This is a genomic window from Parabacteroides caecihominis (assembly GCF_023656785.1).
Lineage (GTDB): Bacteria > Bacteroidota > Bacteroidia > Bacteroidales > Tannerellaceae > Parabacteroides > Parabacteroides segnis.
The window spans coordinates 272,467-290,704 of record NZ_JAMOKS010000004.1 but is presented as its reverse complement, the minus strand read 5'-3'; the positions used below and the strand labels follow the sequence as shown (position 1 = coordinate 290,704).

Below are 18,238 nucleotides of genomic sequence, written 5' to 3'. Positions count from 1 at the left end.
TTATAATTCAAAAAAAGAAAAAGGAAAATCTCACAGAGTGATAATGAATAATATAAGTAATAAGTTAATACACATCTGTTTTGCCTTAGTGCGCCATCAGACTATGTATCAATATACTTATAAACTTGTATAATTCATCGCTCGGGGAACGCCTTAGCGGCAAGGGGCGCGAGCACGTGTCCCGACGAGCGAAAAAATTGTTGGAATGGATTCTTTTTTAGTGGATTATTTGGAAGTTATTATATATTACAGAATTGTCCTCAACATTATTTCTTTAACCGCGGATTTTATTATATTTGTCGACTAGTCTCTCGTCAGGGAGAGAGCGGAGCTGACTGGAAGTATAGCTTGCTTCCGGTATATGGCATCTACCTGTTGAACTTTAGCCTGCCTGAATTTCAGAGTTGGCGCACCGATGTGGTGCTGGCCAATGAGGCGACAGGTAAAACTTTTGGTGAGGTCAAACTGAAACAGATTTATCTGTCGTTCGATCTGTTCAATCTAAGAGAAGAGGAATGCAAAACGCCTCTTGAAAATATGGTTTATATATTGAAGAATATGAATTTATTTGATATGTCTCCGTTTAAGGAGAAAAACGATGCTTTCAAACGCCTGCTCGACGTAGCAAACCTGAATGCAATGACTTCTCACGAACGGGCAGTTTACGATGAGAACCTGAAGATTTATCGCGACTGGCGCAATACACTGGAATATGCGGTGGAAGAGGCTGAAATGAAAGGTTTGAAAAAAGGAAAAGCAGAAGAACAACGCCAGATTGCTGCAAATTTTAAAAAGCAGGGGGTTAATGTCGAAACAATCGCTCAATGTACCGGTCTGTCTGTCGAAGAAATAGATGAATTGTAGTTTATTTATGAGATATTGAATCAACAAAGTGTTCCGAATCCTCGGAACATTTTGTTGATTTCTTGTTTTAGTTATTATACAGTTAATTCCATACCCGTTGTTCCGGTAATCCGGTCGAGTTCTTTTTGGTTTTGGATATTATTTTGGTTAGGATGTATTTTATGCTGGATCCGTCGATGAGGGGATTGTCTATATTTTCAGTTTTGACTTCGATAACGTATTCGTAACCTTCCTCGTATTCGAAACCTTCGATCGGAGAGTACATAAACTCCCAGTTTTTGCTATCTCCGGTTTTTACCAGGTAACAGTTTATGGGACCTTCTCCTATTCCGATACGGGTTTCTGAGGCAATTGTCAGCAGTTCTGTCTGATCGTCTGTACAGGCTGTTAATGCTAAAAAGAGTGTGAGCGCTAAAAATAGAATTTTGTTCATACGTTGAATTTGTTTGTTGATTGTTAAAGATGCTTCATTACTATTATAATGAAACCGGATAGCAAAAAGTTGCATGAGGATAAAAAAGATTTTTTTCAGTTATTAATCCCTGCAAATTATCTATTTTTGCACCCCGGTAATAGTATTGGAAAAATGAAGGCAAAAGGAACCGTTTTCGGGATTGTTTCAGCAGTGAGCTATGGAATCAATCCGTTGTGCGCATTACTTCTTTATGAAGTAGGGGTGAATGTCGATTCAGTGTTGTTCTATCGCTATGTGCTTGCGGCGGTGATTCTGGGGCTGATGATGATGGCGAAAGGAATCTCTTTCGGGGTGAATAAGACGGAACTGGCTTCGCTGGCCGTTCTAGGTGTTTTGTTTGCCATCTCTTCTCTTTCCCTGTTTTCCAGTTTTCATTATATGGATGCAGGTATTGCCTCTACAATCCTGTTTGTCTATCCGGTGATGGTGGCGGTGGTCATGGCGGTGTTTTTCAAGGAGAAGGTTTCTTTATTGGTTGTTTTTTCCATTTTGCTGGCTTTTACCGGTATCGCATTGCTCTGTCAGGGAGACGGAGGGCATGCGTTAAGTATGATTGGCATCCTGCTGGTTATGCTTTCCTCGCTGACCTATGCCGTTTATATAGTGACGGTTAACCGGTCCGTACTGAAAACGATGTCGCCGATAAAACTGACTTTCTATGTCTTGCTGTTCTGTGCATTGACGATTATTGTACATTCAGACTTCGGCTCGGGACTGCAAATGCTGACGACTCCCTATATGTGGGGAATCGCAATCGCTCTGGCTATCATTCCGACAGTAATCTCCCTGGTGACGATGGCTCTGTCCGTTCATTATATAGGTTCTACCCCGACAGCTATATTAGGTGCTTTGGAACCGGTGACGGCTGTAACGATCGGGGTTACTGTATTCGGGGAGCACTTGACTCCCCGGTTGATTGTCGGTATGTTTCTGGTGATTGTTGCGGTCACCCTGATTGTTGTCGGTAAATCGGTTCAGCAGTTGGTACTTCGCCGGGTCTTTCACCGTTATTGAACGATATTTCCTTCCATGAAAACATTTTCGCAATCCTGTGTCTTTATCAGATTCGATATTTCGGCAGGAGTTGGCGACAGGAACAGGTTGTCCGTGATTTTTAATCCGTCGACTGATTTGGCGGAGATAGCGTTTGTGCCTGTCAATTGGAAACGGTTGTTCGTTATGGCGATGTTGCGGTGAACATAGCCTTCGTTACGGTCGTTTTCCGGAGAAATGAGGATGACCGGTCCGCCGCATTCCATGAAATTGTTGTTGCGGATGGTTACATCGCGTACCATACCTGATTCGAACCAACTGCGGGCATCGTCGGCTATCAGAATGCCACTCATTTGCATACGGAAGAAGGTGTTGTTCTCTATCAATACCTTGCGACGGGTCGAAACAAGGATTCCGCGTGTCGGTATGCGGGCAAAATAGTTATTGTGAATGAGGACTTCCGGTGTATAGGTTACGTTTTCAACGACCAGTTCTTTTTTATCCCGGATCGTTTGGGGGATATTCCTGTCGAGGGTTATGAGTATTTCCCGTTCATTTTTCATTTCCGCCTTTTTTACCTTTGCCGGTGCAAGGCTCATCAGCGAATGGGCATCGATAAATTCGATCTGGTTGCCGGGAAGGAACGATTGGAAGCCATATGTCTGCGGGTGCATGTATTTTACTGATACCTGGTTGGGGGCCGGGTAGCCGGTGACAGCCAGATGGGTTCCGTGTATATTGATTGGATCGTCGTGTGCTCCGAGGAAACGGGAGTTTTCAATCGTGATCTTACCTTTGCAGCCTGACATTTGTACGAAATCGGCAAAACCGGCACAGGTACGTCCGCTTCCGGCTTCCGGTTCGAATGTCAGATTCCGGTAAGTGATATTTTCTGTCATTTGCCCGACAATGCCGAAGTTACCCAGGAATGCCAGATGTACCCCTTCCAAAGTGACGTTTTTACTATATTGGATAAGTCCGCAAGCCTGGTCACGGATACCGTCACGCATCTGGAATACCGTACCTTGTTTGGCCTGTGGCGGGGTGTCATATACGAAACGGAGCAGGTTGGTGTCCAGCTCTATTGCCTTGCGAAGGCCGGAAAGCGGCGACCAGCTGCGCCAGGTTATATCTTTTTCTTTGTCATAGCTTTGAGCGATACCTCCGGATAGTTCCCAGTTGTCACCGACAAAAGCAAAATGTCCGTCTTTGACGGTGTAGCGTGATTGCGGGTGGATGCGTACGGTCATAAAGTTTTCGCCCACTTCCGTAACGGTCAGTTCCGGGACGGTGGGGTCGGAAGCTGTAACGGTAAAGTCCCGTAGAGTGATATTTTCGCACTGGTCGATTACGAAGCTGCTCATTTCGCCATGGGTGACGAAACGGGCTCCCTGACCGTCTATTGTCACGTTTTTCAGGTCTTTCAACCACAAACCGATATGTTTTGTCTGATCGGGGTTTTCTTTTTCGGAGGCCGTATTGGAGATATGGTAAAGGATCTGTGACGAACTTTCGCGATGGAGGTTATAGTCTGCATTTTGCAGTTTGATGACAACCGCTTTCCCGTTATAACTCCGGGCCTGTTCGATTGCAGCCTGGATTTTCTTTGTCATATCTCCGTTTTCCGGGGCAATCCGGATTACATGTTGTGCATTTGCTATGAATCCCGAAAAGAGACATAGTGCAATAAGGATCGTTTTTTTCATGGTGTAATTAAGAATTTAGAAATAATAAATTGGCGCAAAAGTAAGAAATAATGCGTCAATATTGTCGGATTACTGCCGGTTTTACGAATAGAACATTATTTGAAATAGTATTTTACCAGACAGAGATTATCGTCTTCCTGTAAATTTTTTACTTTACTGAACTCTTCCGGCGAAAGAATATTATGCAATGTCCCGATCTCTTCCGGTGAAACGATGCTGATCATATATTCATCGGTGAAAAGACTTGTTTTCTTGACTTTTGCGCCTCCTTCCAGCGTGTCGAAAACAAAAGATTTCCCATCTTTTTTGCGGTAGAAAACATTGCGCCATTTATCTATGTTCCAGGTGTTCAGGACTGTGTAATAATAGTCTTTGTTTTGAAACTGCCGGAAGAAAAAGTAGGGGACTTCGTGTGAATCTACCAATTGAGGAAATACATTGGGATCTTCTTTTATCCTTTCCTTAAAGGGTTCAAGGTCGATATTGCCGGAACCGAAGTCCCATTTATATGCTAATTCTACGGCCTCTTTCGTGAACCGGTATACCTCATTGGAATATTGAGTGGAAAAGTAATTTTCATTATTATATTTGTAAAAAACATCGATGCACATGTTGGTCATAAAATTGTCGTCTGTCGTTTTCCAGAAACCTCCGGCTATTTCCTCTGTGTTTGTATCATAGAATGTGATTAAGTTTTCTGTCGGATCGCCCGCTGTTGTCAGAGTCCAGTAAGCAATCAGCCCTTTGTCGATTTCTATCATATCCGTCTGTCCTCCGCCTCCTGGCAGCAGGTGCCTTTTTATGAATTGTCCGTCTGTTGTATAAGTATATATGGCTCCCATCGGACTTAACATATGAATAAGGTTCTCTTCCGGATTGACAATGACTTCATAGATCATATTATATTCACCCGGACCGTTACCGGTCTTGTCTATTTTAGATAGAAATTTGCCTTGTTTATCAAAACAGAAAAGTATACCCATCTCCCTGTCATCATCGAGAATATAATATTTGTTATCAGCTTCGATAACTCGTCCGATCGTTTTAAGCAGGCATTGTTCGTTTGTTTCCAAAGGGATCACTTCTATCTTTTTGAACAGGGTGGAGGCTGCCAGATCTTTGGGAGAGAGTTCTACCTGCAAAATTTTCTGTTCCGTTTTGCTGTTTTGTTTGTTACAAGAGAGTAGTAACATACAGAGAAGTGATATGAAAAAGTATTTATTCATGGCAGTACTTGATTTTATTCATTGGGCTAATGTAAGTAATATTTTTTATTTTTGTATTCAAACACGGGGTTATTATGGAAGAGAAGAAAACAGGTCTTTGGAAGGCTTTTAAAAATAAGATAAATACCTTTCTTCACAATAAAGAGTTGAAGGAGAAATTGTATGTGATCATTTTTGAATCGGATACACCGAAAGGGAAATTATTCGATGTCTTTCTGATCGGTTTTATCATTATGAGTGTTCTGGTGGTCATCCTGGAGAGTGTGGTCACTTTTTCCGATCATTTCAGGCTGGCGCTTCAGATACTGGAGTATGTGTTCACTGCTTTTTTTACTTTCGAGTATCTGGTGCGTATTTATTGTTCGCCGAAGCCGAAGAAATATATTTTCAGCTTTTTCGGTATTGTCGATTTGCTGGCAACCTTGCCGTTGTATCTGGGATTCCTTTTTACCAGTGCACGTTATTTACTTATTATCCGGACATTCCGCCTGATCCGTGTCTTTCGTGTGTTTAAGCTGTTTAACTTTCTGGAGGAGGGGAATTTACTGTTGGTTTCCCTGCGGTTGAGTAGCCGGAAGATTTTTGTTTTCTTCTTTTTTGTACTGATCCTGGTGACTTCGATCGGTACGATCATGTTTATGGTGGAAGGTACGCAACCCGATACTCAATTCAATAATATTCCCAACTGTATTTACTGGGCGATTGTAACCATGACGACCGTGGGGTATGGAGATATAACTCCTGTGACTCCTGTCGGCCGTTTTATCTCGGCTTGTGTGATGCTGATCGGTTATACGATCATCGCTGTGCCTACGGGGATTGTCTCTGCCACGATGATCAAGGAACACCGGCGGCGGAGCGAATTGAGATGCCCCCATTGTTTCCGCACGGGACACGAGGAAGAAGCTAAATACTGTAAATACTGTGGTGGAAAGTTAGATGAGTTTTCATGATTTTTTCTATATTTGCGCTTTAAGAAGGGGGAAGGAATATGAAAAAAGTATCTATGAAAACACTACTGGCTACTATTGTGGCCGCATTATTTATTACACTGTTTTTTGTCGGCGGAGCGTATTGCCTATATACTCAGGTGGCAGATCCGGCATTGTTTATCGTCGCTTTAGGGATTGTCTGGGCGGTTTCGTTATGGTTGTTATTGTCTACTGTTTTCAGTAAAAGACGGAAAGTATCCGTTTCTTTTCATTTTCATGACAGGAGTCTGTTAGTCTTTTGATCCGCTGTTAATATCTTTCCAGGTATCTTTTACAACATACCATATTACACATACGATCATAACCAGCATGATCGCACTGCCGCCTACACTGATAATTGTTTTTATGTATTGATCCATTTTTTCCGGTGTTAGATTTATGAATGCTGTTATTTGATTGGCTAAAGATAGGAATAAGAATATCAATAATTTGAGTTTTGTCGAAAGAATGATGCTGTGTCCAATAAATTTCTGTATTTATTCATTTATCATTACTTTTGCAGAAAAAGGTGAAACAAATAAAAAGCTGATGGGATGCGGGGATTGGCATGTGGATAAGATAGTGAAAGGGGATGAGCTTGCTTTCCGCTTTTTTGTCGATACGTACTCTAAAGATTTATATTATTTCGTTTTGGGCTATGTTCATACGCGCGAGGTTGCAGAAGAGGTCGTTAGTGATGTCTTTCTGGAGGTCTGGAATAATCGTACCTGCCTCGGTGAAATACGGCAGATGAAATCATGGCTGCTCATTCTGGCTCGTAATAAAGCGATTTCTTATCTAAGAAAGGAAACTCCGGAAGTCGTGTCTTTTGATGAAATTGATGATTTTTATGTTCCGTTGGTCCAATCACCTGACCATAATCTTATAAGTAAGGAAGAAATAGATGAGATAAACTGGACAATAGCCTTGTTGCCTCCCAAATGCAAAGAGGTTTTCACACTCGCTAAAATAGAAGGGTTGCCTTATAAGGAAATAGCGGAGATGTTGGATATATCTGTAAAAACCATAAATATTCATATTGCAAAAGCATTGAATATCATTGCAGGAATACTTTGTAAATAAATAATTTCAAAAAAAATGATATTAGAGTAGGAGATTTATTTTCTTTCTGCGTCATAGTTTATGTAAGTACAATTAAACTTGAATGAAAGAAAATAAATTCATAGACAATGAAGTCTTTCAGCCGAAAGATGAGGAAGAACGGGAAAAACTCGAGTTCTTCTGGAATCGTTGTACACCGGAAGATACGGATGTGACGGAATCTATCCGCCAAAAGACTTTCCGGAAAATACATGAGGAAGAACGGAAATCGACTGTTCAGCAAAAGAGGTCATCGAAAACACTTTATATTACTATTGCTTCAGTTGCTGCTTCTTTGTTGCTCCTTGTTGCAGGAAACTGGTTTTTCAGTCACGATAATTCAGCTGGTATAAAAGAGGTTGCAGCCCTGATGAGTTCTGTTGATCCGGAGGATGCTGAAGATATTACATTGATGATGTCTGATTCGAAAAAGTTGCAGATCGAGACTGACTCCCGGGTTGCTTATACATCGAAAGGAACTGTTTCGGTAAACTCGAAGTCGCTGTCGCATGATGCTGAAATGGAGGATGTAAAAGAAGAAAAAAGCGCAGCAAAGAATGAATACAATCAATTGATTGTCCCCAAAGGGAAACGTTCGCAACTGTTGTTGTCGGATGGTACGAAAGTCTGGGTGAATTCGGGGACAAAAGTTATTTATCCGCGTGTATTTAAAGGGAATAAGCGTGAAATATATGTGGAAGGTGAAATTTATCTGGAAGTGGCTCATAATGCAGAAAAGCCGTTTTTTGTCAATGCGTCCGGATTTGAGGTGAAAGTGCTGGGTACTTGTTTCGATGTGTTCGCTTATAAGCAGATGGAAGCGAGGGTGGTACTGGCCGAAGGATCGGTTCAGATAAAGGATAATAATGAAAAGCTGATCAAGATGGTCCCTAACGAACTGGTCTCGATTGCGGAGAATGGAATTAAAGAAAAGATCCGGGTAAATGCAAACGATTATAAAGCATGGATCGACGGTTTGATGATTCTGGATGGAGAGAATCTGAATCGTCTGGCCGAGCGACTGAGTCTATATTACGGAAAAAAGATTGTCTGCGATTCTTCACTGTATAATGAAACGGTCTATGGTAAACTGGATTTGCGGGATGATCTCAATGATATTATTGATTTTATTAAATCTATGATCCCTCTTTCTGCGCGCGAAGAAAATGGGGTGATTTATTTATACAGAGAGTAGATATGGTAAGTATTAACCTTTAAAAAGATATTATTATGCAGCGATAAAACACTCTTTTTCATATGAAAAAGCCGGAGAATATTCCCGTATTCTCCGGCGGTGATTCTATTTCAATCAAAAGTCGTAAAGTTGATTAATCAAAAATCTAGGTAAAGTTATGAATAAGAATAGAATTCCCTGGCAACAACCAAGGGAAAAGACATTGTATTTTCTATTTATTAGTATTTTTTTATTTTTAACAACCGTCCCGGTATATGCGGGAGGGGTTGATATGTACACCCAGCAAAAGACTTTTACTGTTAAGCTGGAGAATAAAACAGTAAAGGATGTTATCAATTATATTGAGAAAAACAGTGAGTTTGTTTTCATGTATTCTAAGAATTCCTTGGATATTCTGAATAAACAAATTTCTTTGCAGGTCGATAACGAAAATATATCCGCTATCCTGGATCGTTTGGCAGACGAAACGGGGCTGAAGTTCCGGATAAAAGATCGCCAGGTGATCATTTCTGATCCGGAAACCAGAAGTTCGGCAACTCAACAGCAGGGAAAGATTGCTGTTAGCGGTTGTGTGTATGACGAGAATGACGAACCGATCCCGGGTGTCAATGTGTATGAAAAAGGCACCACGAACGGAACAGTGACGGATATGGATGGTTTGTTCAACCTGAAAGTGCCTGAAAATGCGGTACTTGTCGCATCGTTTGTCGGTTACCAGCAGAAAGAAGTACCGGTAAAAAAGAAAAAACATCTGGAGATCAATCTGATTCCGGATAATAAAATGCTGGATGAGGTGGTCGTAGTCGGCTTCGGTACTCAGAAAAAAGAGTCGGTGGTTGGGGCTGTAAATACGATTAAGGCGGAAGATTTGCGGGTACCTTCAAGTAATATCTCTAATGCGTTGGGAGGACGTCTGGCGGGTGTTATTGCCGTACAACGTTCCGGTGAGCCGGGGGCTGATGCTTCCTCTTTCTGGATACGCGGTATTTCTACGTTCTCAGATGCAACTTCGCCTTTGATCTTTATCGATAATATAGAAGCCTCTTCGAGCGACTTAAATGCTTTGCCTCCTGAAGCGATTGAAGGTTTTTCCATATTGAAAGATGCTGCGGCTACTGCTCTTTATGGGGCACGTGGTGCAAACGGAGTTATGCTGGTAACTACCCGTACCGGAAAAAATATGGAGAAGGCCAAAGTGAATTTTCGTTTGACACAGACTTTTGCCGCTCCTACCCGTACGGTGAAGATTGCCGATGGTATCGATTATATGAATATGTATAATGAGGCTACGATGGCCCGAAATCCGGAAACCGATCCTTCTACCTTGCGGTTCTCCCAGGAGCGTATTCAGGCAACAAAAGATGGTTTAAATCCTTATATTTATCCGAATGTGGATTGGATGGATTATTTATTCAAGAAAATGACAATGAATCAATCGGCCAATCTGAATGTCACAGGGGGAACTAAGCGGATGGATTATTTTCTAAGTGCATCCATTAATAATGATAATGGTATGTTGAAAAATGATCCGAACAATAATTTCAATAATAATATCAGGAACTTACGCTATTCATTTCAGGCAAATCTGAATGTAATGGTAACTCCCACAACCAAAGTCGGTGTAAAACTTAATTCTCAAATACTCAATTATAGCGGTTCGGCCGTATCTACAAGTGATATCTACAACAAAATATATCAGTCACCGGGTGTTTATTTTTCTCCGACCCTGCCTGCATTAAACGGAGAAGATCATATTTTATTCGGAAATGCAACCGGAGGTCCCATTAACCTGGGAGGAGGTCGTTATGAAAATCCTTATGCCGCGATGGTTAGCGGATACGATAACAGAAACGAATCGACTGTGACGACATCCTTTCATATCGAACAAAAGATGGATTTTATTACCAAAGGTCTTTCTGCCAGAGCTCTTGTTTCTTTTAAGAACTGGACAAAGACAGATGTAGTACGCTCTTTTGATCCTTATTATTACAAGATAACAGATTATGCGCAACAGCCGGACGGATCTTTTACGTACCAATATGAGCCAATGAATACTGGACGGACTTCGCTTACCACAACAAATTCCCAGGAGGGAAACCGGTATATCAATTTACAGTTTATATTGGATTATCAGAGACGTTTCGATAAACATGATGTTTCGGGAATGTTGGTCTATATGCAAAGAGATTACAGCTTGAATACTCCGGCCAACTTTTATGATACGTTACCGGAAAGAAATCAGGGTATAGCCGGCCGTCTTACTTATGCTTTCGACGACAGATATCTGGCAGAGTTTAATTTTGGATATAATGGTAGTGAAAATTTTAAAGAAGGAGACCGTTTTGGTTTTTTCCCTTCTATTGCTTTGGGATATATTATCTCGAATGAGAGATATTTTCAACCATTGGCAAACGTGATCACTAATTTTAAATTACGCGGTTCTTACGGCCTGGTGGGGAACTCTGTTTCGGATTCCCGTTTCCCGTATCTGACACATGTGGATTTGAATGGTTTAGGCTATCAGTTTGGAAATTTATGGCAGACTAGTGGCAGTGGTGCCGTCGTTACTCAATACGGAGCGGATAAAGCTCACTGGGAAGTCGGTAAAAAGCTGAATGCGGGTATTGATCTGGGGGTGTTGAATAAGTTTAATTTATCAGTCGATTATTTTACCGAGACACGTAATGATATATTTGTGACGCGCGGTACGATTCCATCGGAAATCGGATTGGTGGCGGGAGCAAAACCGATTGCCAATTTAGGAAAAGTGAGAAACGGTGGTGTCGATTTGACGTTGGATTACAATCAGGCTATCAATAAAGATTTGATCATTTCAGCGAAAGGTACGTTTACTTACGCCAAGAACAAATTGCTTGAAAAAGATGAACCAATAGTCGATTATCCTTATTTGTCTGATATCGGACAACCATTGAAGAGATACCGGGGATTAGTTGCTATCGGATTGTTCGAAGATGAGGAAGATATAGCAAACAGTCCGATTCAAACTTATACAGCCAAGGTGATGCCGGGTGATATTAAATATGCCGATTTGAACAATGACGGAAAAATCGACGATTTGGATAAGACTCAGTTTGGTTATCCGACTGTCCCTCAGATTGTATATGGTTTCGGAGGTTCTGTTCAATATAAAAAGTGGGATGCCTCTATTTTCTTCCAGGGAGTTGCACAGACTTCTATCCAGTTAAGCGGCATACACCCTTTTGGCGGGGATGCGAATACTGTTTTACAATTTGTTGCTGATGATTATTGGAGCGAGAGCAATCCGAATCCGAATGCAGCATATCCCAGGTTGGATTTGTCTGTCAACAAAAATAATTCACAGGTGTCGACTTTCTGGTCGCGGAACGGAGCCTTCCTGCGATTGAAAAATATAGAGATTGGTTATACTTTTAAATTTATTCGTTTTTATCTGGCCGGACAAAACCTGTTGACTTTCTCGAAGTTTAAACATTGGGATCCGGAACTGGGAGCAGGTAAGGGACTTACTTATCCGACAATGCTTTCAGGAACGATTGGCGCACAAATTAATTTTTAAAACTAGAAAATCATGAAAAAACTGATTCTTGCTATAAGTACTATTTTCTGTCTTTCCGGTTGTAATTATCTGGATATTGTACCGGACGATACCCCTCTGCTGGAAGATGCATTTAAAAATGAGCAGACAGCCGAAGGATTTATGTATTCCTGTTATGCTCAGATTCCTGACTATACGAATTTCAGAAGCAATATTGCGTGGTTGACGACTCCGGAAGTAGTTTATTCTTATCACTGGATCGATGCGTGGTTCGCTTCCATCGGTTTGCAACAGGGCAAATATTCTGCATCGAACCCCGTAGTAGATGTTTGGAGACCCTCTTACCGGGGTATCCGTCAATGCTATACCTTCCTGGATAATATGGAAGGAGTTCCGGGTGTAAATATCTCGCCGGAAGATTTGGTACAGAGGAAGAAAGAATGGAAAGCACAGTGTAATTTTCTAATTGCCTATTATCATTATATCCTGCTGCAACATTACGGACCGATTGTAATAGTGGACCGGTTGATCGATATGAATGAAACCGGCGATGAATATTATCGTCCCAGAAAAACGTATGACGAATGTGTGGAAGCGATTGCAGAAATGTTCGATACTGCGATTGCCGATCTGCCGGTATCTGTAGGAACCGATGATTACGGGCGTCCTACCAAAATGGCGGCTCAGGCATTGAAAGCGCGTATGTATTTATATGCAGCCAGTCCGCTTTTCAACGGCAACTCCAAATTATATGCAAACTTTAAGAATCTGGATGGTACGAATCTGATCTCGCAGACTTATGACAAGGAAAAATGGAAGAAAGCATTAGATGAGACAGAGAAAGCAATTAAACTGGCGGAAGAAGGCGGCCGCAGTTTATATCGTTCGAAAAAGACCGGTTCGGCATTTGATGTAGCTGTAGATGCTGAAAGATATGTGATGACTGATCCGTGGAATGAAGAGTTGATCTGGGGATATTCGGGCACCAAAGAGACGATAGATAACGGTAATTCTTATCAAAAACATGTTATACCGAGAGGTATGGGAGCAACAACCGGCGTTATCGGTGGTATCGGTACTACTCTGCCAATCGTAAAAATGTTTTTTACTCAAAATGGTTTGCCGATAGACAAGGACCCTGATTATAAGATGGATAAGATCATGACGATAGAACCGGGTGATTCGACTATTTATCTGCATCGTGACCGTGAACCTCGTTTTTATGCCTGGATCGGTTTTGACCGGGGGGATTATCCTTGTAATGGGATAACAAATCTGAAATTGCGTGCCGGGGAACGCAATGGTGCCGAGTGGGCAAATGGAGCGGCCAATCTGGGGCGTGACCTTATATATGGTGGCTATGCGATTGCTAAAGGGATTCATCCGGATGCAAAAATGACAGCTACGCAGCGGAGCATCGTTTCTTACCCGTATATTTTAGCCCGTTTAGGTGAACTGTATCTGAATTATGCGGAGGCGTATGTCGAATATTATGGCAAACTGGATGGAAAAGCATTGGAATATATCAATGCAATCCGTAATCGTGCCGGTATACCGAATATGGAAACGTCGTATGCGAAGATAGGTGGTTTGCCGACCGGCGATGCGCTGATAAACGCTGTCCGTCTGGAGCGTACGATCGAACTGTTGTTCGAAGGTCATATGTTTTACGATTACAGGCGCTGGATGACTGCGAGCAAAGAATTTGCCGGTATGGAAGATGGTATGATCGGTCTGAATGTGGCCGGTGCGACTGCCGAAGATTTTTATAAGGAAACGAGGCTGACTACCCAACCGTATATATTCAACAGCAAAGAGTATCTGCATCCGATCAACCAGGAGGATATTAATGTGAACCGCAACCTGGTACAGAATCCGGGATGGGGTGTTGATATTTTACCGGAATTATAGTAGAAATAGCTGGTATATAATTTGAAAACTCCTGCCGGGACATAAAAGATATTTAATATATGCTTATGTCTTTGCAGGGGTTCTTTATATAGATTATTTTTGTTTTAAATTTATATATATCATGAAAAAAATAACGTCACTACTAGCTATTCTGTCCCTGGCTTCGGGACTTTCCGCCCAGACCGTGATTAAACAATCCGGATGGGAATGGCACATCAGCGATAAAGGTACAATCGAACAATTGGTTTTTAAAAACAGTCGGGGGAATGATACGATTCCTTTCTTTGTCGGGAAGGAAAATGACGGTCCTTCCTTTTATATAAGCCGTGAAGGGAAAGAAACGAAAGGAAAATGGATTCCCGACGGATACCGCTCGTTCCGGTCGGATATAGATCATGTGGAATGTCGTATGACATATAAGGAGTGGAACGGGCAACCGGCCCTGGAGGTGTTGCTGGTCAATAAAGGACATGTGCCGTTCCAGCCGGAAAAAGCCGGACTGAAATTAGGTATAGATACGTATATGGATAAGTATCCTGACTGGTTCAACAAGTATTTTCCCACTCTGATGCGGAATGAGAAAACGCATTTCTATGGTTATTTGCAAACGCCTGAAAAGCATACGCTGGCTTTGGTTTCTCCGCAGCCTGTAGCCTCCTGGAGTGTGGATTATAATCTGGGGTATATGGATCCTGCACCGCATTGGTTTATGGGACACCGCATTGAATCCCTGAACCTGGACCTGATGAATGCATTGCCTTTACCGGAACGTCATCCGCAGGATTTGTGGCAGTTGATGCCGGGTGAGTCCAGAACATGGACAATTGCCCTGGTTAATGTAGGGGAGCTGGATCAGTTGGAAACGACAATCAACAAGGTATCAGGACTCCCGCTTATCCGCCTGGACCAGACTTCTTATCCGCCGAAAGAAGAGGTAACCTTTGATGTGATAGGGAAGGAGCCGGTGGTCCGTGTACAAAATGATAAAGGAGCCGCAATTGTTTCGGTTGTGGAGAAGACCGGTGCTGATCGTTACCAGGTTAAGACTCAGTTGCCGGAAGCCGGACTTTATACGGTAGATGTTGTTTGCGGTGATAAACAGGCAGAAGCCGTATTAACGGCTCATCATTCCTGGAAATGGACGTTGGAGAATGCCCGTGTTGCTACATTGAAATATCATCAGAAAGCGACATCGCATGCAGAAAGCTGGTATGGATTCTATTCTGCTTTTATTGCCAGCAAGTACTTTCCGTCTGCCGGTACGGACAAGGCGGTGACAGAGCGTTTTGACTATCTGTTCAACCTGTTGCATGATACGACCAGAATGGAACCTCTGTATTATGCTTCCAGGATTCAGAATACGTCGACTACAATCGGTATGCTGATCGATAAATACGAAGCACAGGGTTCTGTGGAAGATTTGCATAAGGCTTCTATGCTGGCTGATTGGATGATAAAGCATTGGCAGCGGGAGGATGGCGCTTATGTAAACCATAATACGATTTATACAAGTGTGATCTATGTCGCTAAAAGTGTTTTGGAACTGGCACTTGCCGAGAAACAGTTGGATGGGCAGGAATGGCAGGATGCGGCCGGGCGGCATTACCAGTCTGCTAAAAGGGCTATCGATCAGTTGGTTGAATCGCAGGGAGACTTCCAGACCGAAGGTGAATTGACGTTTGAAGACGGGATGATTTCCTGTTCGGCATTGCAGATCGGCATGCTGGCTTTGATGCAGAAAGATGAGATTCAAAAGAAGCATTATACGGATGCCATGCTGGATATTTTGAACAGCCACGATTGTCTGACTCAGTTGAAAGTGCCTGATGGCCGCCGTCGTCAGGGAACGATGCGTTACTGGGAGGCACAGTATGATGTACAGATGCTGCCGAATATGTTCAATTCGCCTCACGGATGGAGCGGCTGGCGTGCATATGCCACTTATTACGCTTATTTGCTGACCGGTGAAGAAAAATGGCTTTTGCAGACATTCAATGCAATGGGTGCTTTTGCCAACCTGATCGATTATAAAACCGGTGATCTGAGATGGGCGTTTGTTGTCGATCCGCATCTCCGCGTGGAACAGGCTTGCAGTGCGGATACGCATTATACGGCGGATTCACTTAGTTTTGGAAATCCGCATCCCCGGTTGTATGATACCCGTAAGTTTGTGATCGGTGAGCAGTATGTCAATATGATAAGTGACTGGCAGACGGTAAATACGCAGGACAACGATGTACATGAGTTATTTAAATGTATAGGAGAGACGGTTCTGACGAATGCTTTTGTTGTAGAGCGTGCTGACGGTAGTGTTGCCGGATATAACTGTAAGGTTATTCGTAAGGGAAATACGCTGGAAGTAAAAGCGGATGAAAAACAGATCAGGAACCTGCATTGTAACCTGAAACATGCTTATACAGTCCGGTTTGAAGGACAGAAAAAGGATTTCTCCGGAGCTTATACAGGATGGGCTTTCGGTAAGTCAGAATACGATTTTTAAATTCGTATATGCCTGATTGGCCTCCTGTTCTTAAATAATATCTATATTTGCGATATGATGGAGGTCGATCGGGAATCTGAATATCTGGAAAAATTGGGGCAGGGGGATCATAAGTCCTTCGATGCCCTGTTTATGTTGTACCATCCGCGGGTAAAGAACTTTCTCAAAGGTTTCATTAAGGATGAGGAAGAGGCGTGCGATATGGCGCAGGATATTTTCTTCAAGGTCTGGACAAATCGGGAAAGCATTTCTAAGGTCAGTTCCCTGAAAGCCTATTTATTTCGTATGGCTCGTAATATGGTCTACGATTATTATGAACACAGTCTTGTAAAAGAATCTTACGAACAGAAACTACAATCTTCATCCTCTGCTTATACCGACCTGATAGAAGAGGATATCTATGCAAAAGAGTTATCGATACTGATCGATATTGCTATCGAACAAATGCCGGAGCAACGCCGGCGTATTTTTAAGATGAGCCGGAAAGAAGGGTTATCGAATGAAGAAATTTCACAGAAGTTGCAAATAAATAAACGGACTGTTGAAAACCATGTAAGTCAGGCGTTGGCGGACCTTCGTGAAGTCGTGCGCGGAACTTTTTTATTACTTTTTTGAAAAAAATCTCTTTTTGACCGTGTGTGCCTGCTCTTTGTCCCGTCTTCAATATAAACAGGGGATAAAATGGCGAATAAAACGATACATACATTAATCACTAAATTCTTCGGAAATGATCTTCCGGATGCAATCCAGATGTCTTTCCGGAAGTGGTTTGTCGGCGGAACCCATCAACAGGAAAAGGAAGAGGCTATGCGGGAACTTTGGGAACAGGTTCCGGCAGAAGCAGACGGTCGGACTGTACAGGAACTGTACAGGTTACACCATCGTATGGAAGCAGTTGCCCGTCCGGTAGCCAGGCGATCTATGTATCAGCAGGTTCTTCGAGTTGCCGCCATATTACTGTTACCTCTGATCGGTGCCGCCAGTGCCTGGTTTGTGATGCAGGGCGAGCCGAAGGTTATAGAGCCCGAATGGACGGAATGTTTTGTGCCGAACGGCGAGAGAAAGCAAATTACTTTATCGGATGGTTCTGTGGTATGGCTGAATTCAGGATCGCTACTGGTATATGCCGCAAAGTTTGAAGGTAGCAAACGAGCTATTTACCTGAATGGGGAAGCGAGCTTCAATGTCGCTAAAGACCCGGAAAAACCTTTCATTGTTAAGACAAGCCATATGGATGTGGAGGCGTTGGGGACGGTATTTAATGTAGAGGCTTATTCGGATTCGGAGTTGACCGTAGCAACGTTGGAGGAAGGGAAGGTCCGTGTAAGTACCGACCTGACAGCGGATAAGCCGATCATTCTCCACCCGGATGAGCAGGTCGTATATAACAGTTTATTGCGGACCGTTTCCAAAGAAGTTGTCGATGCCGGCAAAGTCATGCAGTGGAAACACGGATATCTCACCTTCCAGGGGGCTTCGTTCGATTATATCGTGAAGACGATAGAAAGGCGTTTCGATGTGACGATTAACTATGAGACCGGCAAGTTTGCAGGACGTAGCTTCACAATGAAATTCCGACCGGATGAAGGCTTGAACCAGGTACTGGATATTCTGAAAGAAATGGTGAACGGATTAAATTACAGGATTAAAGATAACGTGATATACATAAACTAAAAAATGGAGGATACATTATGAAAAAAAGAACCCGGGAAGACGACGCCAATCAGAACTCCCCGGATTTGAAATCGTGGTGAACACCAA

14 protein-coding genes and 1 pseudogene are annotated in these 18,238 nt (G+C 42.6%); 11 read left to right on the top strand and 4 right to left on the bottom strand.

Annotated features, from left to right (window positions below):
* Window positions 1-231 precede the first annotated feature (231 nt).
* Window positions 232-864, top strand: a pseudogene (locus tag NBH14_RS04910) (PD-(D/E)XK nuclease family transposase); the annotation flags it as partial.
* A gap of 82 nt (window positions 865-946) precedes the next feature.
* On the opposite strand, the gene NBH14_RS04905 reads toward NBH14_RS04910, so the two are convergent.
* Window positions 947-1,297, bottom strand: coding sequence for a DUF4377 domain-containing protein (locus NBH14_RS04905; RefSeq protein WP_128135092.1), 351 nt, complete (start codon window positions 1,295-1,297; stop codon window positions 947-949).
* 153 nt (window positions 1,298-1,450) lie between these two features.
* Between NBH14_RS04905 and NBH14_RS04900 the strand changes: the two genes are divergently transcribed.
* Entirely contained in the window at window positions 1,451-2,353 is a 903-nt protein-coding gene (locus tag NBH14_RS04900) for an EamA family transporter (protein ID WP_222622122.1), read from the top strand.
* Here the strand turns inward: NBH14_RS04900 and NBH14_RS04895 are convergent.
* Complete coding sequence (locus NBH14_RS04895; protein ID WP_186960346.1) at window positions 2,347-4,038, bottom strand: right-handed parallel beta-helix repeat-containing protein; 1,692 nt, start codon at window positions 4,036-4,038, stop codon at window positions 2,347-2,349. The two genes, NBH14_RS04900 and NBH14_RS04895, sit on opposite strands and share 7 nt — an antisense overlap.
* Window positions 4,039-4,133: 95 nt before the next feature.
* Window positions 4,134-5,264, bottom strand: a complete 1,131-nt coding sequence (locus NBH14_RS04890) for a DUF4934 domain-containing protein (RefSeq protein ID WP_186960345.1) — start codon at window positions 5,262-5,264, stop codon at window positions 4,134-4,136.
* Window positions 5,265-5,338: 74 nt separating this feature from the next.
* Between NBH14_RS04890 and NBH14_RS04885 the strand changes: the two genes are divergently transcribed.
* Both NBH14_RS04885 and NBH14_RS04880 read left to right on the top strand, forming a co-directional pair.
* Window positions 5,339-6,217 (top strand): ion transporter, encoded by an 879-nt coding sequence (locus NBH14_RS04885; protein ID WP_186960344.1) that lies wholly within the window; start codon window positions 5,339-5,341, stop codon window positions 6,215-6,217.
* A 53-nt stretch (window positions 6,218-6,270) separates the two neighbouring features.
* A complete protein-coding gene (locus NBH14_RS04880; protein WP_186960343.1) occupies window positions 6,271-6,498 on the top strand; it encodes a hypothetical protein in 228 nt (75 codons plus the stop codon).
* Here the strand turns inward: NBH14_RS04880 and NBH14_RS28655 are convergent.
* Window positions 6,487-6,615 carry a hypothetical protein gene (locus tag NBH14_RS28655; RefSeq protein ID WP_255419985.1) on the bottom strand — a complete coding sequence of 43 codons (129 nt, stop codon included), beginning with the start codon at window positions 6,613-6,615 and terminating at the stop codon, window positions 6,487-6,489. The genes NBH14_RS04880 and NBH14_RS28655 overlap by 12 nt on opposite strands.
* Window positions 6,616-6,784: 169 nt before the next feature.
* On the opposite strand from NBH14_RS28655, the gene NBH14_RS04875 reads away from it, so the two are divergent.
* The 7 genes from NBH14_RS04875 (at window position 6,785) to NBH14_RS04845 (ending at window position 18,151) form a co-directional block, all read left to right on the top strand.
* On the top strand, window positions 6,785-7,318 hold the full coding sequence (locus NBH14_RS04875) for an RNA polymerase sigma factor (protein ID WP_186960352.1): 534 nt from the start codon (window positions 6,785-6,787) through the stop codon (window positions 7,316-7,318).
* Between the two features lie 82 nt (window positions 7,319-7,400).
* Window positions 7,401-8,531: a FecR family protein gene (locus NBH14_RS04870; protein ID WP_186960342.1), complete on the top strand. Its 1,131-nt coding sequence runs from the start codon at window positions 7,401-7,403 to the stop codon at window positions 8,529-8,531.
* Window positions 8,532-8,688: 157 nt separating this feature from the next.
* Window positions 8,689-12,087 carry a SusC/RagA family TonB-linked outer membrane protein gene (locus NBH14_RS04865; protein WP_186960341.1) on the top strand — a complete coding sequence of 1,133 codons (3,399 nt, stop codon included), beginning with the start codon at window positions 8,689-8,691 and terminating at the stop codon, window positions 12,085-12,087.
* A gap of 12 nt (window positions 12,088-12,099) precedes the next feature.
* Window positions 12,100-13,977, top strand: coding sequence for a RagB/SusD family nutrient uptake outer membrane protein (locus tag NBH14_RS04860; protein ID WP_186960340.1), 1,878 nt, complete (start codon window positions 12,100-12,102; stop codon window positions 13,975-13,977).
* 121 nt (window positions 13,978-14,098) lie between these two features.
* Window positions 14,099-16,477 (top strand): hypothetical protein, encoded by a 2,379-nt coding sequence (locus NBH14_RS04855; RefSeq protein WP_186960339.1) that lies wholly within the window; start codon window positions 14,099-14,101, stop codon window positions 16,475-16,477.
* A 54-nt stretch (window positions 16,478-16,531) separates the two neighbouring features.
* Window positions 16,532-17,092, top strand: a complete 561-nt coding sequence (locus NBH14_RS04850; RefSeq protein WP_186960338.1) for an RNA polymerase sigma-70 factor — start codon at window positions 16,532-16,534, stop codon at window positions 17,090-17,092.
* Between the two features lie 66 nt (window positions 17,093-17,158).
* Window positions 17,159-18,151: a FecR family protein gene (locus NBH14_RS04845; RefSeq protein WP_186960337.1), complete on the top strand. Its 993-nt coding sequence runs from the start codon at window positions 17,159-17,161 to the stop codon at window positions 18,149-18,151.
* The last annotated feature ends 87 nt before the right edge of the window (window positions 18,152-18,238 follow it).

What these genes read in the sequence shown, in the direction of transcription:
- NBH14_RS04845 (WP_186960337.1), top strand. Translation starts at nt 17,159, where the DNA reads ATGGCGAATAAAACGATACATACATTAATCACTAAATTCTTCGGAAAT.
- NBH14_RS04875 (WP_186960352.1), top strand. Translation starts at nt 6,785, where the DNA reads ATGGGATGCGGGGATTGGCATGTGGATAAGATAGTGAAAGGGGATGAG.
- NBH14_RS04860 (WP_186960340.1), top strand. Translation starts at nt 12,100, where the DNA reads ATGAAAAAACTGATTCTTGCTATAAGTACTATTTTCTGTCTTTCCGGT.
- NBH14_RS04895 (WP_186960346.1), bottom strand. Translation starts at nt 4,038, where the DNA reads ATGAAAAAAACGATCCTTATTGCACTATGTCTCTTTTCGGGATTCATA.
- NBH14_RS04855 (WP_186960339.1), top strand. Translation starts at nt 14,099, where the DNA reads ATGAAAAAAATAACGTCACTACTAGCTATTCTGTCCCTGGCTTCGGGA.
- NBH14_RS04890 (WP_186960345.1), bottom strand. Translation starts at nt 5,264, where the DNA reads ATGAATAAATACTTTTTCATATCACTTCTCTGTATGTTACTACTCTCT.
- NBH14_RS04870 (WP_186960342.1), top strand. Translation starts at nt 7,401, where the DNA reads ATGAAAGAAAATAAATTCATAGACAATGAAGTCTTTCAGCCGAAAGAT.
- NBH14_RS04900 (WP_222622122.1), top strand. Translation starts at nt 1,451, where the DNA reads ATGAAGGCAAAAGGAACCGTTTTCGGGATTGTTTCAGCAGTGAGCTAT.
- NBH14_RS28655 (WP_255419985.1), bottom strand. Translation starts at nt 6,615, where the DNA reads ATGGATCAATACATAAAAACAATTATCAGTGTAGGCGGCAGTGCGATC.
- NBH14_RS04865 (WP_186960341.1), top strand. Translation starts at nt 8,689, where the DNA reads ATGAATAAGAATAGAATTCCCTGGCAACAACCAAGGGAAAAGACATTG.
- NBH14_RS04880 (WP_186960343.1), top strand. Translation starts at nt 6,271, where the DNA reads ATGAAAACACTACTGGCTACTATTGTGGCCGCATTATTTATTACACTG.
- NBH14_RS04905 (WP_128135092.1), bottom strand. Translation starts at nt 1,297, where the DNA reads ATGAACAAAATTCTATTTTTAGCGCTCACACTCTTTTTAGCATTAACA.
- NBH14_RS04885 (WP_186960344.1), top strand. Translation starts at nt 5,339, where the DNA reads ATGGAAGAGAAGAAAACAGGTCTTTGGAAGGCTTTTAAAAATAAGATA.
- NBH14_RS04850 (WP_186960338.1), top strand. Translation starts at nt 16,532, where the DNA reads ATGATGGAGGTCGATCGGGAATCTGAATATCTGGAAAAATTGGGGCAG.